Below are 25,005 nucleotides of genomic sequence, written 5' to 3'. Positions count from 1 at the left end.
AGTTCGGCGAGCTTGTCGAGGGCGGCGTTGGCGCCTGCGACGTAGGCGGCGTGGTGCTTGTCGTGGTGCAGCTCCATGATCTTGCCGGAGATGTGCGGCTCGAGGGCGGCGTAGTCGTAGGGCAGTTCAGGCAGCGAGTAGACAGACACGAGGGTCCCTTCCTTACGGGCGCGCACGCCCGGCGTGTACCAAGTTCGATTTTGGGTCGATCCTTCTCGGGCATAACCCAATCTCATTCGTACACCGTCCGCAAGATTTGCGACCAGGCGGGCGCGGATGCGAGCGAGGCGTCCCGGGGCGGGCGCAGGACGCCCCGATTTCCGACACCGGTTCGTCCGGTCGGTAAACAAAACCTTAATATTGGGTGGTGCTCCGACTGCAACACGTTTCCGTGCGCGCGTCATCGCCGCCTCGGATCGAGTTCGGCGGGGCCAATCTCCTTCGCGCGATCGCGGTGCTCGCCGTCATCTATTCGCACATCTCGTACTACCTGATCGACGACCTCGGCTCCGGCTGGTGGTTGATCGACGGCGTCTACACGGTGCTGGTCGCCGGCGGGGGACTCAACCAGCATCTTTCGTTCCTCGGCGTCGCGATCTTCATGATGCTCACGGGGCTGATGCTCACCGCGTCGGCCACCCGGCACACCCCCGGGCGGTTCCTCTTCAACCGGGTCGGCAGGCTGATGCCCGCGCTGTGGGTGGCGATCCTGATCGCCATCGTCCTGGTGCGCCTGGGCGTCAACGGGATGTTCAGCGGCCAGGACGGGATCTCGAACTCCGAGGCGGCGCTCAGCTTCGTGCTCGGCGGGTTCTTCCTCACGCCGGAGGTGGCGGTGCTGGGGGTGACCTGGACCCTGGTCGTGCAGGTGCTCTTCTACCTGTACTGCGTCGCCGCCCGGCCGCTGCTGAGGACGATCCCGATCGCGGTGCCCCTCGCGGGCGCCGCGCTGTGCAGCGCGGTGTTGCTCTACAACCTGTACGTGCCGCAGCCGTACGCGGTGCCGATGCTGTCCAAGGTCGCCGCGACCCTGCCCGCGGTGTTCATGGGTCAGATCATCTACCTGGGCTGGGCACGACTCGCGAACTGGCGCTGGATCATCGTGGCGACCATGGCGCAGGCCGAGGTCGTGCGCCTGGCCACCGACAGTCACGTCTACTGGGCGGGGGACCGCTACCTGTGGACGATGTTCGTGGTCACCTGCGTGGTACTGGCGCTGGTGCGATACGACGGCTACCTCGGTCGGCTGAGTGTCGTGCGGTGGACCGCGACCCGCAGCTACGCGATCTACCTGCTGCACACGCTGATCCTGTACCGGGTGTACGAGAACACCGTCGGTCACCTGGGCCGGACGGGTGCGGTGCTCGCCTTCCTGCTGGTGACGGCCGGGGCGGCGGAGTTGCTGTACCGGTTCGTGGAGGTGCCCTCGAGCCGATGGATCGGCGCGCAGTCACACCGCTTCGGGCGGTCCGATCAGAGCACGACGAACGCGACCACGCCGACGACCACGAGGAACAGCACACCGATCAGTACCGCAGGCGCGACCGACTGACGCCCGCGCGCGGTCTGTTCGCCGTGCGAGGCGACGGGTTCCGGTGCGAGCCAGGGTGGGCTGACCGGTGGCGCGCCGAACTCGGTGTCGGCTGACGCGGCCGCCGGTTCCGGGATCGGCGCGGACACCGGTGTCGAGATCGCTGCCTCGGTCAGCTCAGGTACCGCAGGCTCGGTCGGCCTCGGAGAAACAGGCGGCTGCGCGACGACAACCGGCGGTTCTGGGCGATGCCCCTCGGGTCGTTGCTGCGCGGGTTTCGGGGCCGGCCGCGTTGCACCCCACTTGAACGGCGGCGGGAACGGTGATCCCTGCGTATCGCCCTCGGGTTCCTGAGGTGACATCTACGCCTCCTGCGACGACGGTCGGCCCCCCAACTGCACCGGCGAGTTTACCGAGGCGCGCGGCCTCCGAGCCCGCGCAACGACGACGGAACCGCAGCCGCTGCGGCCGCGCGTAGCATCGGATCATGTCCTGGTACGACGACATCCTCGGCCGCACGGCGGCGAAAACAGCGATCGTGAGCGCCGACGAGGCGCTGCCCGGCCGGACCGAGCCGCTGCCGGTTCCCGACGCCCACTACGTCAACGGACACCCGCTGACCCCGCCGTTCCCGGAGGGAATGCAGACCGCCGTCGTCGGCATGGGCTGCTTCTGGGGCGCCGAGAAGGAGTTCTGGCAGCTCGACGGTGTGTACAGCACCGCGGCCGGGTACGCGGGCGGGTTCACGCTCAACCCCACGTACGAGGAAGTCTGCTCGGGCCGGACCGGGCACACCGAGGTGGTGCTCGTCGTCTTCAATCCGGCGGTCATCAGCTACGCGAGCGTGCTGCGGCAGTTCTGGGAGAACCACGACCCCACGCAGGGCCTGCGTCAGGGCAACGACCACGGCTCCCAGTACCGCTCGGCGATCTACACCACCGACGACGGGCAGCAGTCGATCGCGCACGCCACCGCGGAGACGTTCGCGGTCCGGTTGGCCGACGCCGGATACGGGGAGATCACCACCGAGATCGCCCCGCTCCGCGAGTTCTACTACGCCGAGGACTATCACCAGCAGTACCTCGCCAAGAACCCCGGCGGCTACTGCCCGGTGCACGCCACCGGCGTCAGCTGCCCGGTCGGCCTGCTGAAGCAGGACGAGGTGCCTGCGCAGAAGGACATCCTGCCGCCGAGCTGACCCGCCGCCCTCAGTCGAGCTGCGGCAGTACCTCGTTCGCGACCAACTCCAGGTGGTCGAGGTCCTCGAGGTCGAGGGTCTGCAGATAGATGCGGCCGGCCCCGAGCTCGCCGTACCGGCCGATCTTGTCGACGAGCTCGGCGGGCGAACCGGCCGCGCCGTTCTCCCGCAGTTCGGCGACCTCCCGCCCGATGCGCGCCGCGCGGGCGGCGAGCTCGCTCTCGGTGCGGCCGCAGCAGAGCGCCAGCGCATTGGAGTAGGTGAGCTCGGCGGGGTCGCGGTCGATCGTGCGGCAGGCCTGGCGCACCCGCTCGAACTGGGTGGCGGTGCCGTCGAGGGAGACGAACGGCAGGTTGAACTCGTCGGCGTAGCGGGCGGTCAGCTCGGGGGTGCGGCGCTTGCCCATGCCGCCCATGATGATCGGCGGCCCGGCGTGGTGGAACGGCTTCGGCAGCGCGGGCGAATCCTCGATCCGGTGGTGCGCGCCGTCGAAGGAGAAGGTCTCGCCGACAGGGGTCTCCCACATGCCGGTGATCACCGCCAGCGATTCCTCGAGCCGGTCGAAGCGCTCCTTCAGCGACGGGAAGGGGATTCCGTAGGCGAGGTGCTCCTCCTCGTACCAGCCGGCGCCGATGCCGAACTCCACCCGGCCCTCGCTCATCGCGTCCACCTGGGCCACGCTGATCGCCAGCGGACCCGGGTAGCGGAACGTCGCGGAGGTGACCAGCGTGCCGAGCCGGATCGTGGACGTCTCGCGGGCGAGGCCCGCCAGGGTGATCCAGGCATCGGTGGGGCCGGGCAGACCGTCGGAGTTCATCGCCAGGTAGTGGTCGGATCGGAAGAAGGCGCCGTAGCCGAAGTCCTCGGCGGCCTGCGCTACGCGCAGCAACTGCCCGTAGGTGGCGCCCTGCTGCGGTTCGGTGAAGATTCTCAGCTCCATGCGTGCCAGCCTGCCGTATTCGGCGCGGGCGCGCATGCACCACAACGCTGGTGCCCCGCACGCCAGGGGAACCGTTTCCGCCTCCACCGACGAGCCGCTGCCGAACGTGACAGTATCGATGGTGTGAGCTTTGGTGATGTGCCCTCGGTGCCCGCTGCGGAGGTACCGGCCGAGCTGTCCGACTCGGTGATCCTGCTGGACGTGCGCGAGGACGAGGAGTGGGCGGACGGGCATGCGCCCGGTGCCCTGCACATTCCGATGGTCGACGTGCCCGCGCGGATGGCCGAGATCGACATGGACGCCGAGGTGTACGTGGTGTGCCGTTCCGGCGGCCGGTCGCAGCGGGTGGTCGAATACCTGAACCAGGTCGGGTTCGACGCGGTGAACGTCGTCGACGGGATGGTGGCCTGGCAGAAATGTGGCCGGCCGTTGACCGCCGACGGCGGCGGGTCGGCAAAGATCTACTAGATGAGCACCGTTCAGGTCTGTGCGCGCTGCGCCGCCCGATGGCCGGTCGTCGGGGGCCCGGCGCAATGGTGCCCGCGGTGCCACGGCGTGCTGCTCTCGCCGACGGATCCGGCGCGCCCCGAACCGCCGAGCCTGCGCAACTTCCGGTGGGTCGCCCGACGGCCGGGGGCGGCGACGAGGCGGGTCCGCGCGAACCGGACCCCGATAGCTCAGGGTCCGCCGTCATACCGCGAGATCCCCCGATGGGGCCTGCGCGATGTGCCCCCTGCGCCCGACCGGGAACCGGTGGCCGGGCGTCGTGAGCAACTGGCCGAACTGGCTCCCGCCCTGCTCAGTGCCGCGGCGGCGCTGTTCGCGTTGGCTGCGCTCGCCGAACTGTTCCGCTACGGGCTGCTGCTGCGCAATCGGAGCACGCTGATCGGGCCGGGGCTGCTGGCCGTGTCGGACGGGCTGGTCGGTGCGGCCGGCCTGCTCGCCCCGATCGTCGCCGTGTGCGCCGCCGTGGCCACCGTCGCCTGGCTGGTGGGGGCCCGGCGCCGCGCCTTCGCCCGCAGCGGACACGTCGACCCGCGCCGCCCGTCGACGCTCGCCCTCGGCTGCCTGGTCCCGGTGGTGAACCTGGCGATGCCGGGGGTGTTCCTGACCGAGCTGAACGAGCCGGACCCGCAGACGCGCAAGCTGATCCGGGTGTGGTGGGGCACCTGGGCCTGCGGCGGTGTGCTCTTCGCAGTGAATCTGTGGTGGCGCACGTTCGACTCGTTGCAGGCGCAGGCCGACGGGGTGCTGCTCGCGGCGGTCACCGATCTGGTGGCGGTCGCGGTCGCGGTGCTGACACTGCTGGTCATCCACCGCGTCGAAGGCCTCGGCCCGACCGGGAAGCCGCGCGAGCTGACTCGCTGGGTCGTCGCGATACCCAAGCCGGCCGAGCCCGCCGAGCCCGCCGAGCCCGCCGAGCCCGCCGAGCCCGCCGAGCCCGCCGAGCCCGCCGGGACCCCGGAGCGCGTGGAAGCGGGGGCACCGTGACCCCCGAGCCCCGCGTCGTCGCGCACCGTGGCGCATCCGCCGCCCTGCCCGAACACACCCTCGCCGCGTACGAGCTGGCCCTCGACCAGGGCGCCGACGGGCTGGAATGCGACGTCCGGCTGACCCGCGACGGGCACCTGGTGTGCGTGCACGACCGGCGCATCGACCGCACGTCCACGGGCACCGGGCTGGTCAGCGAGATGACGCTCCAGCACCTCAACGAGCTCGAGTTCGGTGCCAACGGGGAGCCGGTCCTCACCCTCGCCCAGCTGATCTCGCTGGTGCTCGACCACACCAGCCGTCCGACCAAGCTCTTCATCGAGACCAAGCACCCGGTCCGCTTCGGCGGGCTGGTGGAGAGCAAGGTGCTCGCGGAGCTGTCCCGGTTCGGGCTGTCCGCGCCCGCGTCCGCGGACCACTCCCGCGCCGTCATCATGTCGTTCTCGGCGACCGCGGTCTGGCGGATCCGTCGGTCGGCGCCGCTGCTGCCCACGGTGCTGCTCGGGGAGTCGTCCCGATACCTGGGTGGCGGCGCGGCGACCACCGTGGGCGCCACCGCGGTCGGCCCGTCCATCAAGTCGCTGCGCGAGCACCCCGAGATCGTGAACCGGGCGGCCGCGGCGGGCAGGGCCACCTACTGCTGGACGGTCGACGACTTCGACGACGTGCAGCTGTGCCGGGAGCTCGGCGTCGGCTGGATCGCCACCAACCACCCGGGCCGGACCAAGGAGTGGCTCGCGCAGTAGTCGCGACGTGTAGGTTTCCCGACGTGGGTAAGAGCAAAAGAAACAGTGGTCCGAAGCCCGGCAGCAACCGCGCGGCGAAGCTCGCCGAGCGCCGCGCCGCACAGGAGAGCGCCGCGGCCGCCGCGGTGCCACGTCCGTTCGAGGGACTGGCAGCCGAGTGTGATCTCGTCGCGATGCGCGAGTTCGTACCGTCCGCGACGGCGACGCTGCCGCTGACCGGCGGCGAGCGCACGGTCGTGGCCGCGACCGTGCTGCCCGGCGCGGTCGCTGGCCTCGTCCGCGACGAAACGGACTCCGCGACAGGCTTCGTCGGCCTGCAGGTGCCCGGCCAGTCCACCGATCTCTCGGCCGATCTGGCCGCCGCCGTCAACTGGGCCGCCACCGCGGAGCCGGGGCAGTCCCTCGCCTCGACCGACGCCCAGCCGGGCGGACCGCGTCTCGGCGACGTGATCGAGGCGGGCACGCTGCTCGAGATCAGCGTGTACCAGGACTTCAACTGGTGGATCCCGGAGGGCGTCACGCCCGCTCCCGAGGTCGCCGCCACCGTCGAGCAGGCCAACTCGGTGATCATGCCGTCCGCTCGCCTCGACGGCGAGGGCATTGTCGCCGCGTGGTGGGTCGACGCCGGTGAGAAGGCGCACCTGCGCTGGGTGCGGCCCGAGGACGAGGACCAGCTGATGCTGGCCCTGGCCCGCGTGCATGCGGCCGGTGGACTGCACCTCGGCGAGGGGTCGCGGTACGCCGGTTCGTTCCGCACCCATGGGCTGCTGGTGCCGGTGTTCGACCTCGACCCCGAGCGGCACGCCCAGGAGTGGGCGCCCGCGACGGCCGAGCTCGGAGGGCGGCTGGCCGACGCGCTGGCCGTCGACGCGCCCCTCACCTCCGATGAGCTGCGCTCGCGCGACGGTCTGCGCGCCCGCCAGGTCACCCTCCGCTGACGACAGGCGGCTGCGCCGCCTGTGCGCGCTTAGCGAGTCCCTGGACCCCACAAGCGCGCACGGGCGGCGCGGCCGCATTCCTCAGACGTCGAGGACGACCTTGCCGGGGATGCCCCGGCGCTTGGCGAGAAACGCGGTCCTGGCCTCGGCGAGCGGATAGGCGGCGCCGACGTGGGGGCGTAGTACCCCCTGCTCTGCCAGCCGCGCGAGTTGCAGGAGTTCGTGTCGGTCGGGCTCGACGATGAAGAAGACCGCGCGACCGTTGACCGGCGTGACCGGGGGCGGTGCCGTGATCGACACCAGCGTGCCGCCGGGCCGCACGAGCGCGGCCGAGCGGGCCAGGACCTCCCCGCCGATCGTGTCGAACACCAGATCCACCGGACCGAGCCGGGCCGCGTCGAGGCCGCCGGAGCCGAGGTCACCGGAGTCGAGCGTCACGTAGTCGTCCGCGCCGTGACGCCGGGCCTGCGCCTCGCCCGCCGCCCGGCCGGTCGCGATGACCCGCGCCCCCGCGGCATGAGCGAGCTGGACCACCAGGGAGCCGGTGCCGCCCGCGCCACCGTGCACCACGACCGTCCGCCCGCCCGCGGCGCCGTAGGTGAGCCCGCCGTGCCTGAAGAGTCCCTGCCAGGCGGTGAGGCCCGCCAGGGGGAGAGCGGCGGCCTCACGGAACCCGATCGCCTCGGGAATCGTGGCCAGGTTGCGGGCCTCCACGGCCACGAACTCGGCGGCTGCGCCGTCGCGGTGCCAGTCGGTCAGGCCGAACACCCGGTCCCCGACCTCGAATCCGGTGGTGCCGTAGTGGATCTCGCTGACGACCCCGGCGACCTCGTGGGCCGGGATGCTCGGGGTCCGGTCCCGGCCCGCCCGGTCCGTCCAGGTCCCCGGCCAGTCGAGCTCATCCGGGACGAAGGAGGCGGCGCGAACACGGACGATCACGTCGCCGGTCGCGGCCTGCGGGTACGGCGCCTCCTCGAGCACCAGGGCGTCCGGGTTGTCCGCACCTCGGTTCTCCTGGATCCGAACAGCTTTCACTTCTCGATACCTCTCAGAGGCGCGGGCTCAGCGGACCGGAGGGACGCGCCGGGTGCTGACCGCGATCCGGTTCCACGAGTTGATGGTGAAGATGACGGCGATCAGCTGGGACAGCTCGCGCTCGTCGAACTGCTCTGCCGCCCGTGCGTACACCTCGTCCGGAACGAAGCCGTCGGTCAGCACGGTGACCGCCTCGGTGAGGGCAAGGGCCGCGCGCTCCCGCTCGGTGTAGAGGTTCGGCACCTCCTCCCATGCGTTGAGGAGGAAGAGCTTCTGCTCGCTGATGCCGATCTTGCGGGCGTCCTGGGTGTGCATGTCGAGGCACCAGGCGCAGTGGTTGATCTGTGAGGCGCGGGTGAGCACGAGCTCGACGAGGACCGGGTCGAGGCCCTTCTTGGCGGCCGCGTCGAGCGCGATCATCGCCTGGTAGACCTCGGGGGACTGCTTGAAAATGTTGACCCGCTGTGCTGTCTCGGTTGTCGTCATGGGAATGACTCTAGGCGGGAAATGGACCGAATGAGTGGTTCAATTCAGTGGTGGAATCTCGGGCCAATTCTGGATTGGATCTGCACCTCGACCTCCGTGGGCGCGGCGGCCTCCGCTCGGCGCTGATGGCCACCCTCCGGGAGGACATCCGATCCGGACGGTTGGCGCCGGGTGCACTGCTACCGCCCTCGCGCACGCTGGCCGCGGATCTCGGCGTCGCCAGGAACACCGTCGCGGACGCCTACGCCGAGCTGGTCGCGGAGGGCTGGCTGACCGCCCGCCGGGGGTCGGGCACCCGGGTGGCCCCGAGGGCCGCGCCCGCGGCAGACCTCCGGACTCCGCGGCCCGCCCCGCCGGTCCGACCCGCGCACAACCTGATGCCCGGGTCCCCGGACGCCGCCTCGTTTCCGCGGGCCGGGTGGCTGGCCTCGACGCGCCGCGCCCTGACGGCGGCCCCGAGCAACGCGTTCGGGCCGGGCGACCCGAGGGGCCGTCCGGAGCTGCGAAAGGCATTGGCGGACTATCTGGCCCGCGCCCGCGGCGTGCGCGCGGACCCGGACTGCATCGTGGTCTGCGCGGGTACCGCACACGCAGTGACCCTGCTAGCCCCGCTGCTGGGTGGGGCGGTCGCGGTCGAGGGCTACGGCCTGCACGTGCACCGGGAACTGCTCGGCGACGCGGGGGTGCGCACGCTGCCGCTGACCGTCGACTCGGACGGCGCACGGGTCGACGAGCTCGCGCGCTCGGGGGCGGCCGCCGCGCTGCTCACGCCCGCGCACCAGTTCCCGATCGGTGGGCCCCTGCATCCGGAACGCCGTGCGGCGGTGGTCGATTGGGCGGGCGCGTCGGGTGGCCTGATCCTCGAGGACGACTACGACGGCGAGTTCAGGTATGACCGCCAGCCGGTCGGGGCGATGCAGGACCTGGACCCCGACCGGGTGGTGTACCTGGGCTCGGTGAGCAAGAGCCTCTCGCCCGCGCTGCGCCTGGGATGGATGGTGCTGCCCGACCGCCTCGTCGACCCCGTGCTCGAGGTCAAGGGCATCTGGGAGCGGTGGGTCAGCGTGCCCGATCAGCTGACGCTCGCGGACTTCATCGTCTCGGGTCGGTACGACCGCCAGATCCGGCTGATGCGCGGCCGCTATCACCGGCGCCGCGACCAGTTGGTCGCCACCCTCGCGGACCGGGCGCCTGCCGTCCGGGTCACGGGCATCGCGGCGGGTCTGCACGCGGTGCTGGAGCTGCCGCCTGGCGCCGAGGCGAAGGCCCTGTCGGCCGCTGCCGCGGAAGGCCTTGCGGTGGGCGCACTGTCGACGTTCCGGCACCCGGATGCGCGTGACGCCCCGCGGGACGGCCTGGTGGTGGGGTACGGGGCCCCCGCCGAGCACGCCTTCGCCGGGGCGCTCGAGGCGCTGTGCCGGGCGCTGGGTGTCGTCGGCCGACTCCGCTGAAACGCGAAGCGGCCGAGGGTGTGTGCGGCACACACCCTCGGCCGCGATGCTGCGTCCTGTTCGACCGGGTCTAGATCGACCCACCCGCGGCCGGCGGCGCACCCGAGGTGTCGCCCACGCTGTTCATCTCGCGGGCGACGAAATCCTCGAGGTGGAAGAGGTTGTTGCCTGCCCGATCGGCGATGGCGAGCAGGGTGGTCATGGAGGCGACCTCTTCGACCTGCTCCTTGAGGAACCACTGCATGAACTGCTCACCGAGGTAGTCGCCCTCCTCGCGAGCGGTGCTCGCGAGCTGGATGATCTGGTCGGTGACCACTTGCTCCTGCTTGAGGGCCAGCGCGATCGGTTCGCGGGTGTTCTCGAAGTGCGACTTCGACGCGTCGACGCCGCTCAGTTCCACGGTCATGTCCCGATCCAGGAAGTACTGGACGATCATCATCGCGTGGTTGCGTTCCTCGACGGCCTGCGAATAGAAATGCTTGGCCAGCTGGGGGAGATCCGCGTTGTCGAAAAAGACCGCCGTCGCGATGTACTGATGCGAGGCGTTGAATTCGTTGCGAATCTGATCGTGCAGAAGCGCGTGAAATTTGGTCCGATGAGTGTCTGCGGAATCGCTCATGCGGCGAAACGATATAGCTGGTCAGGCCGCATGTCATCCAAGTCGAGCCTTATTGAGGGCAGTATTCCCTAATTGAGTCGAACCTAATTGAGTCGAGCCTAAATTGCGCCGCCTGCCGGTTTCGGAGCGCCGGAATCGGCCTTCACCGGCGAGCTCATCTCCCGCGCGACGAAGTCCTCGATGGCGAAAAGGTTCTCGCCCGCCCGGTCGACGATGGTGAGGAGGGTGGTCATGGAGGCGACCTCCTCGACCTGCTCCTTGAGGAACCACTGCATGAACTGTTCGCCGAGATAGTCGCCGGTGTCGCGGGCGGTGCGGGCGAGCTTGGTGATCTGGTCGGTGACCTGCTTCTCCTGCTCGAGCGCCAATTCGACGGGCGCGCGCACCGAGTCGAATTCGGTGACCACGGCGTCGATCCCGGGGATCGTGACCTCGATGTCGTTGTCGATGAGGTACTGGATCATCATCATCGCGTGGTTGCGTTCCTCGTTGGCCTGCCCGTAGAAGCGCGCCGCCAGCTGGGGGAGGTCGTATCCGTCGAAGAACACCGCGACCGCGATGTACTGCTGCGAGGCGGTGAACTCGTTGCGCACCTGTTCACGCAGAAGGTCGTGGAACTCGTTGCCCGGCAGGGAATTGGTCATGACGGACACGCTACCGGCGCGGTCGCCGGATCAGGGCCCCGTGGTGATCAGCGACTCCGGCACCGGCTTGTCCTCGGCGAGCGCGCCGAAGAACTGCGAGGCGCGTTCGCGATCCCAGATCAGCACGTTGCCCGCGTCGACGTCCTCGAAGCCGGCGATCGGGACGGTGGTGGCGATCGGGCCGCCGCGCATCGCCCAGGCCAGTCCCGCGAGGTTCCACAGGTGGTCGTCCTCGTCCACCTGCACCGAGCCCGCGGTCTTCGTCGCCATCGGCCAGAGCCGGAACGGGTTGATCAGGGTGCTGGCGCTGGTCGACTTGTCCAACAGCGCCGACATGAACGCGCGCTGGTTCTTCATCCGGTCCAGGTCGGCGAGGGGGGTGGCCCTGGTTCGGACGAAGCCGAGCGCCTGGGCGCCGGTCAGGTCCTGGCAGCCGGGCTGCAGGTTGATGCCGGCGAGTGGGTCGTCGATGGGATATGGCACGCAGATGTTGATGCCGCCGAGGGCGTCGACGATGCCGGCGAACCCGCCGAACCCGATCTCCACGTAGTGGTCCATCCGCAGCCCGGTCGCCTCCTCGACGGTCTGCACCAGCAGCTGCGGACCGCCGTCCTCGCCGGAGAACGAGGCGTTGATCTTGTCCTTGCCCCAGCCTGGGATGTTCACGTATGAGTCGCGCGGGATGGAGACCATCGTGGACTTCCCGCTCTTGGGGATGTGCACGATGATGATCGTGTCGGTGCGCTTGGAGTCGAGCTCGCCGCCGGTGGCCAACTCCTGCTCCTGCTCGGGGGTGAGCCCGGTGCGGCTGTCCGATCCGACCAGCAGCCAATTGGTGCCGGGGGTGTCGCCGATCCGGCCGGGATAGTCGGCGAGGGCGTCGATGCGGTTCAGCCCCCGGTCCAGGTAGACGACGGAGCCGCCGACGAGGACCAACAGTGCCATCAGGACGAGCCCGACCCGACGGCCCCAGTGCGCCTTCCCGCGCGTCTTCGCGGGACGGGGCGGCTGCGGGGGCGGGGCTGGCGGACCGGTGCGGCGGGGCGGCTGGGGCGGTGCGCCGACGCGACCAGCCTGCCTGCGGTACGGGTCGTCGTACGGCTGCGGTGTCTGGGTCGGCGCGTAGGGAGACCCGGCCTGGGGGCGGTGCGCCCTGGTCGGTTCGGTCCCGCCCGGGCGGGCACCGTGTTGCGGCGCCGGCTCGGGGGCCTGCGACCAGGCGCGCGCGCCCTGCTGGGGTTCGGCGCGGCGGCCGTCGCGGCGGATCACCTGGGTGCCCTCGGGGCCGGGGGCCATCGGCCTGCCCTGGCCCTGGGGCGGCGGCACGCGCCGCGGCGGCATCGGCTGGCCCTGACGCGGCTGTTGTGGTGGGAGCGGGCGGCCCTGCGGCGGTGGCATCGGACGGCCCTGCGGGGGCTGCGGCCCGCGCGGCGGCACACCGCGGTCCCACCGCGGATCGCGGGGGTCGCGGTACTGGGGATTGTCGCCGTTCACGGCTCGACTCTACTGGTCAGGGCAGCCAGGACACGTGGCCACGCAGGACGGTGTAACCGACGAAGGCGACAGCATCGATCAGCCAGTGCGCGACGATCAGCGGCCACAGCCGGTTGGTCCGCTGCCAGTACCGGCCCAGGACGAGGCCCATCGCGACGTTGCCGATGCCACCGCCCAGGCCCTGATAGAGGTGGTAGCTGCCGCGCAGCAGCGAGGAGGCCAGCAGCGACGAGTTCTCGCTCCAGCCGAGCCTGCGCAGCCGCGAGATCAGGTACGCGACGACCAGCACCTCCTCGGCGCCGGAGTTCGCGAGCGCCCACAGCAGCAGCGTGGGCAGCCGCCACCAGTGCTCCTCGATGGTGCTGGGCAGCACGGTCAGGTTGGCGCCGACGGCGTTGGCGACCAGGTAGAGAGCGAGGCCGGGCAGCCCGATCAGCGCCGCCAGGCCTACGCCCGGCAGCAGGTCGGCGCGGGCTCGCGGCCGGCCCAGCCCGATCTTCGCGGGGCCGAGGCCGCTGCGCCAGAGCAGGTACAGGCCAAGTGCGGCCCAGGCGCAGAGCCTGACGATGCCGAGCAGCTGGCGGCCGAGGTCGATCCAGCCGTGCTCGGATCGGGAGGCGTTCAGTGCCACCGTCTGGTCGGCGAGTCCGCCAGGCGCGAGAGCGTCCTCGACGAGCGAGAGGATGCCGGACAGCCCGCTGAGCCCGAATGTCACCAGCAGCACGATGGTGATCTCGAGCCACAGTGCCCGACGGCCCGCGGCATCGAGCGGCGGTTCGGTCTGCGGGGGCGGGGTAGGCCGGAGCCAGTCGTCGAACCGGGTCACACCGGTGACGGTAGCGGAGCGGGGGTCGCGACCTTCATGAGCAGATGGCGGCGACGATCGTTCGCGTCACCCAGTCCGAGTACCGGTCGAGGGTCCATCCCTGCGTGAGGACGAGTCGTTCGTAGGTGTCTATCGCGAGGTAGTTCCACAGCACATCGCGTACCTCGTCGAGTTCGATGTCGGGGCGGAGTTGGCCCGTCGCCACCAGGTGACGCGCGAGCATCGTCATTCCGGCCAATCCCTCGTCGCTCAGTTGCTGCCAGACCGGGATGAGCGAGTTGTCCACATGCCGTCCGTCGCGAATCAGGATCTGAACATTGGCCGACCGTTGCTGGCGCAGTGCCAGCCCGCGGATGAACATCTCGATCTTGCGGCGTACGTCTGGCTCGGCAAGCATCGCCTGCTGCTCCGGACGGTCGGCGACGGACGCTGGTTCGTCGTCACCGGCGATCACGAAATCGAACACGGCCTTCGCCAGTGCCGCCTTACTGCCGAAGCTCTTGTACAGGCCCTTTACCGAGACATTCGCCCGATCGGCGACCGCTGCCAGTGTGGTGGCCCGGAAACCGTTGCGCTCGAACAACTCCTTCGCGGCGACCACCACCGCGCGACGTCGCACGCGTGCCTGCCGCTGCCTGCTGGATGCGTCGTACCGTCTCTTGACTTCGGCCATCGTCGCTCCGATAATTTAGGTACAACCTGATTGGACTCAATCTATCAGGATCGCCATCTCAACTCATCCACGCCTGATCGTTCGGTGTGGTTGAACGAAGGGAGAGGGCCATGGAGAACAACCTGCATGAGCCCGCCGATACGCGAAGCATGGGAATCGTCCACAGCGCGCTGCGCCGCGACCTGGAACGAACCCGATTGGTCCTCGAGTCCCAGTCCTGTCTGGACACGAAACATCGTCGAGCGCTCGCCAAACACATCGTGTGGATGATGCACGTCCTGCACATGCACCACACCGCTGAGGATGTCGGGCTGTGGCCCCTGATCCGGGTCAGGAACCCGGCAGCGAGTCCGCTGCTCGACCAGATGGACGCCGACCACAAGCGGATCGCCCCGGCGGTCATCGCCCTGGAACAGGCTGCCCGTGCCTACCGTGACGATGGATCCACGCACGAACAGTTGCTCGGCGCGCTGTCCGGGCTCGACGAGGTCCTACTGCCACACCTTCGGCGTGAAGAACTCGAGATGATGCCGGTCGTCGGCGCCACGATCACCACTGCCGAGTACCTCGCGGTCGAGAATGAGTACTTCGTCAAACCGAAGGGCTTCGCGGAGCTCGGCGCCGAAGGGCACTGGATCATCGACGGGGTCACCCCGGAAGACCGCGAGGTGATCTTGCATGTGATCCCTGCGATCCCCCGCTTCGTCCTCGTGCATGCATTTGGCTGGAGCTACCGCCGTAAGGCCGCCCTGTTGTGGAACGGCGGGCCTGCGGCTGCCGTGCCCTCGCTCGGTGTCGCGGCCACGGCCGACGTCATTCCGAGAGTGGAACCCACTGCGGGAGGCCGCAAGCAGGGTCGACGGTAGGGATTCAGTGCTGGGCGCGCAGGCCGTTCACGAACGGGCAGCCCACGAGCAGGCGCAGGGCGCGGCTCAGCTCGGACACATCGTCCACCGGCTTGGCGAAGGCCATCCGGACGTCGCTGTCACCCGTCTCGCCCTCGACACGAAGCCGGATGCCGTAACGGTCGATTCCGAGCGGGCGGATGCGGCCGGTCCGCAGCGCCCGCGGCAATCGGCCGGCGAGCTGGTCGACGAGTTCGCCGTGGTCGGACTCCAGGTGTTCGAGCCAGGGGCCCTCGACCTCCCAGAACGGGTCGGGGCGGGCGGCGAGCAGCGCGTCCACCGGCACCGGCTCCGCGCCGTGCGAATCCGCCACGACCGCCGAGTCCAGGATCAGTCGCAGCAGGGTGGTGGTGTGCCCGACGTCGAGCAACGCGGGGTCGGGGCGCTCGTCGGCGACTGCGGCCGACAGCGCCCGGGAGGCCTCGGCCGGCACCGGGTGCAGGGCGCCGCGCAGCCAGACCAGCGACCGCACCGGCTCCCGCAGGGAGAGCGGGGTCAGGTCGGTGAGCTCGAGCACCGCGGGCAGGCCGGCTCGGCCCGCCTGCCAGGTGAGTGCGGTGGCAACCGAGTCGGTGCGGACGGTGAGCACGACGTCGCCGCAGGCCCGCAGGTGGTGCACCGAGACCTCGACGGGATCGCTGCCGTCGATGGCCAGCACCGCCTGCTGGGCTCGGGCGCAGGCGCTGCGCACCCGCTCCGCGGTTGACGGACCCTGGGTGGAGGTGGCAGCAGTCATGTGGCGCTCGCTTCGTTCGGTCGGGGCAACGGAGATGCCGATCACAATAGGTTAGCCATGCCTAAGTTACGGCAGGACCCGAAGGCCCGCAAGATCTCCGTCTGCGCGCCACGTGACACTGCTCCGCCTGCGGCTACGGTGGGGGCCGTGTCCACACTGCTCACCCTTCATCCGCCGACGCCGAACGATCGGCAGCCGCCCTTCACCGGCCTGCTCTCGCAGCGGTGCCCGGACGCGGCTGCCGTGTCGCGCAGGCGCCCCGGCGCGATCTTCGGACCCCCGGTGCTGGCGGCAAGCGCGCTCGGCTCGGGCCTGGATGATTCCGTCGTCGTATCGCTCGACGTCGCGCCCGACACCCTCGCGTCGGACGGGCCCGCGGTCGCACGCTTCGACATCGACTGCAGTCTGGAACAGCTCGATGACGCCATCGAGCTCACGCAACCAGGGGATTCGAACCCGCACCCGCTGACGGCGCCCCTGGCGGTGTTCGTCGTCCCCGACGACGACGCGGAGGCAGGCTGGGCGGCCGAGGTCGCCACCCGGATCGCCGATGCGGGCGCGCACCCCGGGCTGCGCGCGGGTGCAAGCCCCGACGAGGTGGCCGACTTCCTGGCGGTCCTCGCGCACTCCGACGTGGGCTTCGTGGCCAGGGCGACCTCCGGAGCGGAGGCACTGGCGATCCTCGCGGCCACGGTCGCGGCCCTGCGCGGGGACGACGTCAGGACCGCGTTCGTCGCCCCGGACCCGGCCCGGGTCGCCGGGCTGAGCCAGGACGCCGCCGAGGCGCTGCGCACGGTGCTGCTGAGCATCGAGGTCGACGACGCCGAGGAAGCGGAGCGTCACCTCGCCGCACACGGGATCACGGCCACGACCGCGCCCTGAACCCGGGCTCGCATCGCGGCAGGTGAGTAACCTTGTCGTGTGCCTCGTATCGCCTACTTCGGACCGTCCGGAACCTTCACCGAGATGGCCCTCGCCCAGATGGAATCGGGTGGGGCCTTCGACGGTCCGGTGGAGCGAGTGTCCGCCCCCAGTCCGCCCGCCGCGCTCGCGCTCGTCCGGGAGGGCCGCGTCGATGGCGCTGTCGTCCCGATCGAGAGCTCGGTCGAGGGGCCGGTGCCGCCGACCATGGACGCGCTGGCGGTCGACGAACGCCTGCAGATCGTCGCGGAAACCGAACTGGACGTGAGTTTTACGATCCTCGGTCGCGCCGGGACCACCCTCGACCAGGTGCGCACCATCCGCGCGTACCCGGTTGCGGGCGCGCAGGTGCGGATGTGGATCGAGCGGAAACTGCCGGACGCCGTGGTTCAGTCCGCGTCCTCCAATGCCGGCGCGGCGGAGGATGTCGCGGCGGGGATCGCCGATGCCGCGGTGTCCACCGCGCTGGCCGGTGAGCGACTCGGGCTCAGTGTTCTCGCCGATTCGGTGGCCGACTTCGACGGCGCGCGAACACGTTTCGTCCTGGTGACGCGCCCGGCCCCGGTTCCCCCGGCCACCGGTGCGGACCGCACCGCGGTGGTCCTGCAGCTCAACAACGAACCCGGCTCCCTCGTGAGCGCGATGGCGGAGTTCTCCACCCGCGGAATCGATCTCACCAGGATCGAGTCCCGGCCGACCCGTATCGAGTTCGGTACCTACCGGTTCTTCCTGGACTGCATCGGGCACGTCGAGGACACCGCGGTGGCCGAGGCGCTCAAGGCTCTGCATCGCAAGCACGACGTGCGTTTCCTCGGTTCGTGGCCCGCCGCGAACCCCGGCGGGGTGCGGCCGCCGTCGGACGAAGAGGCGACGGAGTGGTTGCGCCGGATACGGTCCGGCGAATCGGACGGGAGGTGACGGCATGGGCAAGCTGATCCTGGTTCGCCACGGCCAGACCGAGGCGAATGTCGAGCGGCGGCTGGACACCCGGCTGCCGGGCGCCCGGCTCACCGAGTTCGGGGAGAGCCAGGCCCAGGCCTTCGGGCTCGCGGTGGCCACCAGGGCGCCCCGCGCCCTGGTGGCCTCGCCTGCGTTGCGGGCGCGGCAGACCGCTTCGTTCGTCGAGCGGGAATCGGGCATCACGACGCAGGTGCGCGAGGGCATCCACGAGGCGCAGGCGGGGGAGTTGGAGGACCGCTCGGACCGCGAGTCGCACGAGCTGTTCATGAAGGTCTACCACTCCTGGCACGCCGGCGACCTCGGCGTGCGGGTGCCGGGTGGCGAGTCCGGGTACGACATCCTCGAGCGCTACGTGCCGGTGCTGAGTTCGCTGCGCGAGGAGTTCCTCGAGGAACCGGCGGCCGAGGCCGACACCGGAGATGTGCTGGTGGTCAGCCACGGCGCCGCGATCCGCCTGGTCGCCGCGCATCTCGCGGGGATCAACGGCGCCTTCTCCGCGAACACGCACCTGGACAACACCCAGACAGTCGAGCTGGTGCCGACGGCGGACGGTGGCTGGCGATGCGTGCGGTGGGGGTTGCTCGTGCCGCCCTTCGAGCCCTTCGCCAGTGCCGGGCCCGACGACCCGATGGGCTGACGCGGTGCCCGAGTCCGATCGTGTGGACAAACGCACCCTCCGATACGCAGGCAGGCGGGACGAGTTGCTCGCGTCGGTGACCGAGTACGTGATCGCCAACGGGGTCGGGGACCTGTCCATGCGCCCGCTGGCCAAGGCGGTCGGGGTGTCGCATGCGTCGCTGCTGCACCACTTCGGCAGCAAGGAGAACCTGCTCGCCGAGGTGATCGAGGGGATGCGCGGGGAGTCGATCCCCGCCGAGTTGCTGGCCGAGTCGGGTGCCGATCCGATCGCCCTGCTCACCGCCTGGTGGGATGCGCGGACGGCGCCCGAGACCCTGCCGCGATTTCGCGTGATGCTCGAGATCTACGTGCAGGCCCTGCTCGACCCGGCCGGGCACGAGCGCTTCCTCGAGCACTTTGTCGGCCAGTGGCTGGCCGTCCTCGAGCACGGCCTGCGCGGGGCAGGCTGCCCGGACGAGCAGGTGCCGCAGGTGGCCACCCTGATCCTCGCCCAGATCAGGGGCCTGACGCTGGACCTGCTCGCCACCGGTGACCGCCCAAGGGTGGACCGGGCATTCGCGTTCCTCGTCGACGATCTCGCCGCACGGGTCCGCGGCTGGGAGATTGCTTGACCGATCGGTAGGTCTAACTTTATGGTCTGTGTGCCCGGCGCTGAATGTGACCGGGCACACTGCCGTCAGGAGAGAGTGATGACCCACCGACTTCGTACCGCCCTGGTAGCCGCGGGCATGACTCTGGTCGCCGCCACGTGGGCCGTCGCGCCCGCAGCGGCCGAGCCCGTCGCCGTCACGGCCGAGGCCCCCGGCTCCGTCGTGAGCAGCGAGGAACTGCCCCGCGATCGCTGGCTTCCCGGCGCCGCGTCGTCGTCGCTGCTGACGTACTGGTCCCAGGGGCCGCAGGACAAGCCGATGCTCAGCACCGGTGCCGTCTACCTGCCCGAGGGGACGCCACCCGAGGGCGGTTGGCCGGTGATCTCCTACGCGCACGGCACCACCGGGGTCGCGGACCAGTGCGCGCCCAGCGCCAATCCGCCGACGGAGCGGGCGGTGACGCATCTCGGTCATTGGCTTTCCCAGGGCTACGCGGTGGTGGCGACCGACTACGTCGGGCTCGGTACTCCCGGCGTGCATCCCTACCTGGACGGGCGCTCGGCCGCGCACAGCGTGATCGACATGGTGCGGGCAGCCCGCGCGGTCACGCCCGAGCTGTCGAAGAAGTGGGTCGCCACGGGGCAGTCGCAGGGAGGGCACGCGACGCTGTTCACCGCGAACATCGCCACCCGCTATGCCCCGGAGCTGGACTACCGCGGCGCGGTGACCACCGGTGCGCCCTCGAACATCGAGATGGCGCTGCCGCTGGGCGGACCGGCGTTCCCGAAGCTGCCGCTCAAGGGCACCACGGTGTACATCGCCAACGTCCTCGACGGGCTGCGGGCCGCACGGCCGGACGTCGACATCGACTCCTACCTCAGCCCCCTCGGTCGCAGCATTCTCGCCGATGTGGAGACCTCGATCTGCTACGGCGACGCGCGGACCAAGTACGCCGACGTCTCGATCGGGCAGCTGCTCTCGCGGTCGGTGGATACGCCTGAGTTCATGGACGCGGTCCGCTCGATCCTCTCCGTTCCCACCAGCGGCTACGACCGGCCACTGCTCATCGCGCAGGGCCAGCAGGACATGGACGTCCCGATCCCGCTGACGCTCAAACTGGTCGCCGATCTGACCGCGAACGGGGTGGAGTTCGCGTTCCGCACCTACCCGACCGACCACGGCGGCACGGTGGCCGCCTCGGTCCCCGACAGCACTCCGTTCATCGCGAAGCTGTTCGCCGGCGAGAAGCCGTGCATGGGGAGCTCCTGCTGAGAGATCGAGAGCAGTGCGGCACTGGGCGTCACCGAATCACGGTGGCGCCCAGTGCCGTTGGCATCGGAAACGCCGTTGGTATCGGCAACGCGAAACGGATCAACCGGTCGGTGGCGTGGCCGATCGGGTCTCGTCCATCGTCGCCTTGTGCAGATGCGCTCGGAGCGCGTCGGCCACGATCTCGGGATTCTCGAGCATCGGGATGTGGCCGACGCCCGGCAGGGTGATCTCCTCGATGTGATCGGGGAGTTCATCGATCAGCCGCTGCATGCAGTCTTCACGCGTCGCAAAGGTGTCGAATTCCGACAGGATCAACGAGGTGGGGGCCGTGACGTTCTCGAGCCCGGTGAGGGGCCCGTCGCGCAGGAACGCCAACTGGATCGGCATGTAGACCGGGCAGTGAGACACCGCGCGGATGACGTCGGCCGCGTCCCCGGAGCTGACGGCCGACATGTCCCTACTGCAATTGCGGATGACCGGCCGTTGAAAGAATTCGCGAGTCGCGGCCCGATCGCCGAGCAGTCGCGCGGCCACGGCCAGCGGATACTGCAGAGTGAATCCCAGCCCCAGGCGAAATTCGGTGTAGGAGAATCTCTTCCAGCCTCCCCCCGGATTGATCGGGGCGAGGGACCTGGCCCGGCCTCGGCGTTCGAGCTCGAACCCCACCTGGCCGCCCAGTGAATTGCCCGAGATGTGGCAGGTGTCCCAGCCGATTGCGTCGAGCTCGCGCTCGATTCCGTCGGCGATGCCGCGGACCCCGAGGTCGCGAATGCGGAGTCGAGGGCCGCCCCAATGGCCGGGCATCGTCAGCGCGAGTACATCGAAATCGCTGGAGAGATTGTCGACCACACGATGCCAAACATGATGCGACAGTGTGAATCCGTGTAGGAGCAGTACCGGCTCGCCCGATCCCGCGCGGTTCGATGGTGTGACCATTGTTCCCCCCTGATGTTGCCCCCATTCACAATTAACACCTGTGCTGGCCGATGTCCAGGCCGGGGGTCACGGAGCAGGGCGGTGCCCGATGGTTTCGCTTCAGGCGGCGAAGGGGAGTTGGTTGCGCCGGTTGTGTGCCGGCATGGGTTGTCGCCTTGGGTCGATCCAGGTGGGTGGGGTGAACCTGGGGGTCCCCCCTGGACGAAGTCCTTGGGGGAGGGTGGCCGTCGTCTTTGCTGATGTGGACTGTCCAGTCGCCGCGGTGGATGGTGGTGTGGTGGAAGCGGCAGAGCAGCACCAGGTTTGACAGGTTGGTGGGTCCGCCGTTGGACCAGTGCTCAATATGGTGGCCTTCGGTCCAGGCGGCGGGTCGTCCGCAGCCGGGGAAGGCGCAGCCGCAGTCACGAGAGTTCAGGGCGCGGCGGAGTTTGCGGGGGATGAGGCGGGTGGTGCGTCCGACGTCGAGGGGGTTGCCGTCGGTGTCCATGGTGATGGGGGTGATGTCGGCGTCGCAGGAGATTTGGGCGGCGAGGTCGAGGGTGATGGGTCCGAGCCACGGCATCCAAGCGGGTCCACGCCGTCGGCCCCGGTTGTGTTGGTGGTGGTTGTCGGTGGTGGCGGCGAGGTCGTCGGCGTCGACGAAGACGTTGATGTGGGGTCGTTCGCCGCCTTCGGTGGGTGCCTGTCCGGAGTTCAGGTATGAGCCGACGATGTGGGTGAGGGCGTCGGCGCGGCGTTGGGCGGGGGTGCGTTGGTCTTTGCCGGTTTGTCCGTCGCGGTTGTCGGTTCCGGGGCGGGGCTTGGACAGCGCAGACAAGGCGGTGAGGAGGGCTTCGCCGGAGGCGGCGTCGAGGTGTCCTTTGAGGTGGACGCGGCCGCCGAGTCCGGGTGAGGCGTGGAATTCGTTGAGTTCGGGGTTTTCGGAGTCGGGGTTCTTCTTGTCGCCGTTGAGGATCAGTTCGAGTGCTTTGGCGCGGCGGGCGAGGGTGGTGGAGTCTTCGGTGCGGGCTGCGTAGAGGAGGTAGCGGGCGCAGGCTTGTGTTCGGGTGGCGTCGGTTCCGACGATGTCGAACACACCGCCATCGTTACTGTCGGTCTCGGCCGCGGTGTTGTCGCCGGATCGGGCCGGAGCATCACCGTCGGGCACCTTGGCGAGGAGTTCGACGATCACGCGGATCTGGTCGTAATCGGTGTCGCCGGCGTCGAACGCGGCGGCCACCTCCGGATGCTTTGCCAGCTCCCGTCCGAGCCGGACGATCTTGTTCGCCTGGCCGGGTGTCATGGTGGCCGCCCCGGCGAGCCAGTTGCCGGGCGAGGACGCCCCCACCTGTTCGGCCACGCACCGTTGATCGACCTGGTGCATCAGCCGGACCCGCAGCGCCTCGAGTTGCCGCATCCGCAGCGATAGTTCGGGAATCAGCCGCAGGAGTTCGGTGTCGGCGAGCTGCCACGCGGCCACTTCCTGTGGCGCGGTGAGCATCTCGTCGAGATCCATGTTCAAAGTATAATCGAACATGCGTTCGATAGCAAGGGTGGGGGGCGGGATGGCTCTGCCCGGCCGGCCCCGGCGTCAGCATGTCGCCGGATCCCAAACGTTCTACGTCTGTGATCCCGTGCCACGACGCGCGGTAGATGTTGCCTGTGTCGTACCGGCTGATTGCCGCCTTGCTCGTGGCATTCGATGAATCCGCGCCTTCGCGGCTCCCGACGCTGACCGTGCTCCCCGTCGCGCCGGGCCCTGCTACTCGGCGGGAGCGCCGCGGTCCTGCGGAAGATAGCCGCCGAGAAAGGCTCTGACGCCGTCTTCGACGATGTCGCGCACCTCGGTGTCGTCGAGCGGAATGGCGCCACCGACGGAGCGCTGCTGCACCTCCGAGCCGACCAGGGCCAGGAAGTGCTGCGCCATGCGATCGGATCGGGCCTGCCGCAACAGTCCCCGCGCCTGGAGTCGCTCGAAACCCTTCGCCAACTCGCGATGGACTCGCCGGGGGCCCGCTTCCTGCCAGGCCTCCAGTGACACCTGAGGGAAGTGAGCCGCCTCAGAGTTGATCTGTCGGACCATCGCGAAATGGTCCGCGAACTCCTCCTGTACTGGGCTGGTGACCAGATCGAACCCGAGCGCGGCGAGGTCTTCCTGTAGGTCGGTGAGGCTGTCGAGATGTTTTCCCACCGTTGCGATGTGGGACGCGGAGACCCCGGTGGCGCTGTCGGTGACGGTATCGGTGAACAGCGCCTCTTTGCCGCCGAAATGGTTGTACAGGGTCCGGGTGGAGACGCCTGCCTCGGCCGCGATCGTGTCGATGCTCGCTCGCGCGTAGCCGTCGCGGCCGAACACCTTTCGTGCCGCCCGAAGGATCGCGTTGCGCTTCTCGGCTGACCCGCCCCGTGGGCGGGGACTCGTCCCATCCGTGCTGCTCATGCCGCCGATTCTAGCAAATTTACAACGACCGTTTTACAGAGTGCAACGATCGTTGTACCTTTGCCGCTATGACCACGACACGCGAAGCCCCCGGGGCAGTCCTCGAGCCCACCGGCGGGCGGATCACGCTCGGCGTCGTTCTGCTGGGCGCCGTCATCGGCCCGATGTTGATGTCGGGGACGACCGTCGCCCTGCCCGAGATCGGCGCGGACCTGAATGCGTCCGGCGGCCCCCTGCAGTGGGTCGTCACGGGCTATTTCCTCTCGGCCGCGTGCTTCATGCTCATCGCGGGGTCACTGGCCGACCTGCTCGGCAGGCGCCGGGTCCTGCGCGTCGGCGCACTCGTCTACGTCGCCGGGACCGCCTCGGTGGCCGCCGCGCCGAACATCTGGATCGTCGACGTGGCGCGCACCGTCTCCGGGGTCGGCGCCGCCGGGATCATGGCGGCGGGCGGCGGGCTGCTCGCCGCGACCTTCGACGGGCCTGCCAGGACGCGGGCCTTCGCCGCCGTTGGCACGGCGGCGGGAGTCGGCCTGGCCGTCGGTCCGACGATCGCGGGTCTGCTCATCGGCGAACTGGGATGGCGGGCAACGCTTTCCGTCTTCGCCGTACTCGGCTCGGTGATTCTCATCGGCACCGTCTTCGCGACCGAGTCCCGTTCGGGCGCGGGCGTGCGCATCGATTGGCCGGGAGCGGTCACGTTCATCGCCGGCCTCGGGCTGGTCATGCTCGCGATCACGCAACTGCCCGGCGCGGCCTCCCTCAGCCCGCTGCTTCTGGCCCAGTTCGCGGCCGGCGTCGCGCTGCTGGCCGCGTTCGTCCTGATCGAGAAGCGAGTGGCACACCCCCTGCTCGATCTCAATCTTCTGCGGGACAAGCAATTTGCCGCATGGTGCCTGGCCTGCGCCAGCCTGGCCCTCGGCTCGACGGCCGTGCTCGTCACCCTGCCGACCTACCTTCAGGGCGTGAACGGCATCTCGCCGGGCCGCGCCGGTGCGGTCATGCTGATGCTGACGGTCCCGGTGATCGCGGTTCCCTCGCTCGGTGCCCGACTGGTCAACGGCGGGGCGCCGCCGCGCCTGGTGATCACGGCGGCCCTGGCCGCGATGGCCCTCGGCAACGCCTGGCTGCTGGTGCTGCACCCGGGGATCTCCGGCGCGGGGCTCCTCGGTCCCCTCGTCACCATCGGCGCGGGCGCGGGACTGGCCATCGGCATCATCGACGCGAGGGCCATGGCGCTCGTGTCACCGGATCGGGTCGGCATGGCCTCGGGCCTGCTCAACACGGTGCGAGGCGGTTCGAATGCCGTTCTCCTGGCGCTGGTCGGCGCCGTGATGGTCACCCTCCTCCGGGCGTCCCTCAGTGACGATGCTCTGGCACAACATGTTTCATCCGGGAACCTGCGCGGCCCGGATCCCGCCCTGCTCGCCGACTCATTGACCACCGTCTGGCGATTCATCCTCGTCGGCATCGCGGTGCTGTGTGCGGCATCCGCCGCGACCGTCGCCGTGCTGCTCCGTCCCGCCCCATCCCGTCCGACCAAGGAGAACTGATC

27 protein-coding genes and 1 pseudogene are annotated in these 25,005 nt (G+C 69.8%); 14 read left to right on the top strand and 14 right to left on the bottom strand.

Annotated features, from left to right (window positions below; translation table 11 throughout):
• Positions 1–149, bottom strand: a pseudogene (locus tag ACWFRB_RS20545) (superoxide dismutase); the annotation flags it as partial.
• 266 nt (positions 150–415) lie between these two features.
• Between ACWFRB_RS20545 and ACWFRB_RS20540 the strand changes: the two are divergent.
• Complete coding sequence (locus ACWFRB_RS20540) at positions 416–1,552, top strand: acyltransferase family protein (protein ID WP_452643114.1); 1,137 nt, start codon at positions 416–418, stop codon at positions 1,550–1,552.
• Here the strand turns inward: ACWFRB_RS20540 and ACWFRB_RS20535 are convergent.
• Positions 1,474–1,893 carry a hypothetical protein gene (locus ACWFRB_RS20535; protein ID WP_452643108.1) on the bottom strand — a complete coding sequence of 140 codons (420 nt, stop codon included), beginning with the start codon at positions 1,891–1,893 and terminating at the stop codon, positions 1,474–1,476. The genes ACWFRB_RS20540 and ACWFRB_RS20535 overlap by 79 nt on opposite strands.
• Positions 1,894–2,018: 125 nt before the next feature.
• Between ACWFRB_RS20535 and msrA the strand changes: the two genes are divergently transcribed.
• Positions 2,019–2,729, top strand: a complete 711-nt coding sequence (gene msrA, locus ACWFRB_RS20530; RefSeq protein ID WP_452643107.1) for a peptide-methionine (S)-S-oxide reductase MsrA — start codon at positions 2,019–2,021, stop codon at positions 2,727–2,729.
• A 10-nt stretch (positions 2,730–2,739) separates the two neighbouring features.
• Here msrA and ACWFRB_RS20525 read toward each other — a convergent pair whose 3' ends face one another.
• Positions 2,740–3,669, bottom strand: coding sequence for an LLM class F420-dependent oxidoreductase (locus tag ACWFRB_RS20525; protein ID WP_452643106.1), 930 nt, complete (start codon positions 3,667–3,669; stop codon positions 2,740–2,742).
• Positions 3,670–3,792: 123 nt separating this feature from the next.
• Here ACWFRB_RS20525 and ACWFRB_RS20520 point away from each other — a divergent pair, with 123 nt between their 5' ends.
• The 4 genes from ACWFRB_RS20520 to ACWFRB_RS20505 are packed head-to-tail and all read left to right on the top strand — an operon-like array spanning position 3,793 to position 6,844.
• Complete coding sequence (locus ACWFRB_RS20520) at positions 3,793–4,137, top strand: rhodanese-like domain-containing protein (RefSeq protein ID WP_211243322.1); 345 nt, start codon at positions 3,793–3,795, stop codon at positions 4,135–4,137.
• Entirely contained in the window at positions 4,138–5,160 is a 1,023-nt protein-coding gene (locus tag ACWFRB_RS20515) for a DUF4328 domain-containing protein (protein WP_452643105.1), read from the top strand. It begins immediately after the preceding gene.
• Positions 5,157–5,906, top strand: a complete 750-nt coding sequence (locus ACWFRB_RS20510) for a glycerophosphodiester phosphodiesterase (RefSeq protein WP_452643104.1) — start codon at positions 5,157–5,159, stop codon at positions 5,904–5,906. Before ACWFRB_RS20515 ends, ACWFRB_RS20510 begins: the two co-directional genes overlap by 4 nt.
• Positions 5,907–5,929: 23 nt before the next feature.
• Entirely contained in the window at positions 5,930–6,844 is a 915-nt protein-coding gene (locus tag ACWFRB_RS20505) for a DUF5926 family protein (protein WP_452643103.1), read from the top strand.
• Positions 6,845–6,925: 81 nt separating this feature from the next.
• Here ACWFRB_RS20505 and ACWFRB_RS20500 read toward each other — a convergent pair whose 3' ends face one another.
• Complete coding sequence (locus ACWFRB_RS20500) at positions 6,926–7,879, bottom strand: NADP-dependent oxidoreductase (RefSeq protein WP_452643102.1); 954 nt, start codon at positions 7,877–7,879, stop codon at positions 6,926–6,928.
• Between the two features lie 27 nt (positions 7,880–7,906).
• Complete coding sequence (locus ACWFRB_RS20495; protein ID WP_027501921.1) at positions 7,907–8,365, bottom strand: carboxymuconolactone decarboxylase family protein; 459 nt, start codon at positions 8,363–8,365, stop codon at positions 7,907–7,909.
• 50 nt (positions 8,366–8,415) lie between these two features.
• Between ACWFRB_RS20495 and pdxR the strand changes: the two genes are divergently transcribed.
• On the top strand, positions 8,416–9,816 hold the full coding sequence (pdxR, locus tag ACWFRB_RS20490) for a MocR-like pyridoxine biosynthesis transcription factor PdxR (RefSeq protein WP_452643113.1): 1,401 nt from the start codon (positions 8,416–8,418) through the stop codon (positions 9,814–9,816).
• Between the two features lie 70 nt (positions 9,817–9,886).
• Here the strand turns inward: pdxR and ACWFRB_RS20485 are convergent, their stop codons facing one another.
• The 5 genes from ACWFRB_RS20485 to ACWFRB_RS20465 all read right to left on the bottom strand — a co-directional run bounded on the left by ACWFRB_RS20485 (position 9,887) and on the right by ACWFRB_RS20465 (position 14,072).
• Positions 9,887–10,435: a ferritin gene (locus ACWFRB_RS20485; protein ID WP_452643101.1), complete on the bottom strand. Its 549-nt coding sequence runs from the start codon at positions 10,433–10,435 to the stop codon at positions 9,887–9,889.
• 98 nt (positions 10,436–10,533) lie between these two features.
• Positions 10,534–11,079: a ferritin gene (locus ACWFRB_RS20480; RefSeq protein ID WP_452643100.1), complete on the bottom strand. Its 546-nt coding sequence runs from the start codon at positions 11,077–11,079 to the stop codon at positions 10,534–10,536.
• Positions 11,080–11,109: 30 nt separating this feature from the next.
• Positions 11,110–12,348, bottom strand: a complete 1,239-nt coding sequence (locus ACWFRB_RS20475; protein WP_452643112.1) for an LCP family glycopolymer transferase — start codon at positions 12,346–12,348, stop codon at positions 11,110–11,112.
• Positions 12,349–12,589: 241 nt separating this feature from the next.
• Positions 12,590–13,399 carry a CPBP family intramembrane glutamic endopeptidase gene (locus ACWFRB_RS20470; protein ID WP_452643099.1) on the bottom strand — a complete coding sequence of 270 codons (810 nt, stop codon included), beginning with the start codon at positions 13,397–13,399 and terminating at the stop codon, positions 12,590–12,592.
• A 34-nt stretch (positions 13,400–13,433) separates the two neighbouring features.
• Positions 13,434–14,072, bottom strand: coding sequence for a TetR/AcrR family transcriptional regulator (locus ACWFRB_RS20465; RefSeq protein WP_452643098.1), 639 nt, complete (start codon positions 14,070–14,072; stop codon positions 13,434–13,436).
• Between the two features lie 110 nt (positions 14,073–14,182).
• Here ACWFRB_RS20465 and ACWFRB_RS20460 point away from each other — a divergent pair, with 110 nt between their 5' ends.
• Positions 14,183–14,938, top strand: a complete 756-nt coding sequence (locus ACWFRB_RS20460) for a hemerythrin domain-containing protein (RefSeq protein WP_452643097.1) — start codon at positions 14,183–14,185, stop codon at positions 14,936–14,938.
• 4 nt (positions 14,939–14,942) lie between these two features.
• On the opposite strand, the gene ACWFRB_RS20455 is transcribed toward ACWFRB_RS20460, so the two are convergent.
• The gene (locus ACWFRB_RS20455; RefSeq protein WP_452643096.1) at positions 14,943–15,713 is read right to left on the bottom strand and encodes a DUF2470 domain-containing protein; all 771 of its coding nucleotides are present in this window, start codon (positions 15,711–15,713) and stop codon (positions 14,943–14,945) included.
• Between the two features lie 147 nt (positions 15,714–15,860).
• Between ACWFRB_RS20455 and ACWFRB_RS20450 the strand changes: the two genes are divergently transcribed.
• From ACWFRB_RS20450 to ACWFRB_RS20430, 5 genes are all read left to right on the top strand, one after another.
• Entirely contained in the window at positions 15,861–16,595 is a 735-nt protein-coding gene (locus ACWFRB_RS20450; RefSeq protein WP_452643095.1) for a VOC family protein, read from the top strand.
• 39 nt (positions 16,596–16,634) lie between these two features.
• Complete coding sequence (gene pheA / locus ACWFRB_RS20445) at positions 16,635–17,552, top strand: prephenate dehydratase (RefSeq protein WP_452643094.1); 918 nt, start codon at positions 16,635–16,637, stop codon at positions 17,550–17,552.
• Between the two features lie 4 nt (positions 17,553–17,556).
• Positions 17,557–18,231, top strand: a complete 675-nt coding sequence (locus tag ACWFRB_RS20440) for a histidine phosphatase family protein (RefSeq protein WP_452643093.1) — start codon at positions 17,557–17,559, stop codon at positions 18,229–18,231.
• A gap of 4 nt (positions 18,232–18,235) precedes the next feature.
• On the top strand, positions 18,236–18,844 hold the full coding sequence (locus ACWFRB_RS20435) for a TetR/AcrR family transcriptional regulator (RefSeq protein WP_452643092.1): 609 nt from the start codon (positions 18,236–18,238) through the stop codon (positions 18,842–18,844).
• Positions 18,845–18,922: 78 nt separating this feature from the next.
• Positions 18,923–20,095: a lipase family protein gene (locus ACWFRB_RS20430; RefSeq protein WP_452643091.1), complete on the top strand. Its 1,173-nt coding sequence runs from the start codon at positions 18,923–18,925 to the stop codon at positions 20,093–20,095.
• Positions 20,096–20,194: 99 nt separating this feature from the next.
• Here ACWFRB_RS20430 and ACWFRB_RS20425 read toward each other — a convergent pair whose 3' ends face one another.
• From ACWFRB_RS20425 to ACWFRB_RS20415, 3 genes are all read right to left on the bottom strand, one after another.
• A complete protein-coding gene (locus ACWFRB_RS20425) occupies positions 20,195–21,031 on the bottom strand; it encodes an alpha/beta fold hydrolase (RefSeq protein WP_452643090.1) in 837 nt (278 codons plus the stop codon).
• Positions 21,032–21,062: 31 nt separating this feature from the next.
• Positions 21,063–22,526 (bottom strand): DUF222 domain-containing protein, encoded by a 1,464-nt coding sequence (locus ACWFRB_RS20420; protein ID WP_452643089.1) that lies wholly within the window; start codon positions 22,524–22,526, stop codon positions 21,063–21,065.
• A 246-nt stretch (positions 22,527–22,772) separates the two neighbouring features.
• Positions 22,773–23,450, bottom strand: coding sequence for a TetR/AcrR family transcriptional regulator (locus tag ACWFRB_RS20415; RefSeq protein ID WP_452643088.1), 678 nt, complete (start codon positions 23,448–23,450; stop codon positions 22,773–22,775).
• A gap of 68 nt (positions 23,451–23,518) precedes the next feature.
• Here ACWFRB_RS20415 and ACWFRB_RS20410 point away from each other — a divergent pair, with 68 nt between their 5' ends.
• Positions 23,519–25,003, top strand: coding sequence for an MFS transporter (locus tag ACWFRB_RS20410; RefSeq protein WP_452643087.1), 1,485 nt, complete (start codon positions 23,519–23,521; stop codon positions 25,001–25,003).
• Positions 25,004–25,005 lie beyond the last annotated feature (2 nt).

The organism is Rhodococcus sp. NPDC055112 (assembly GCF_053607505.1).
Note: the sequence above shows the minus strand (reverse complement) of the source record. Positions and strands in the feature narration are given on the sequence as shown.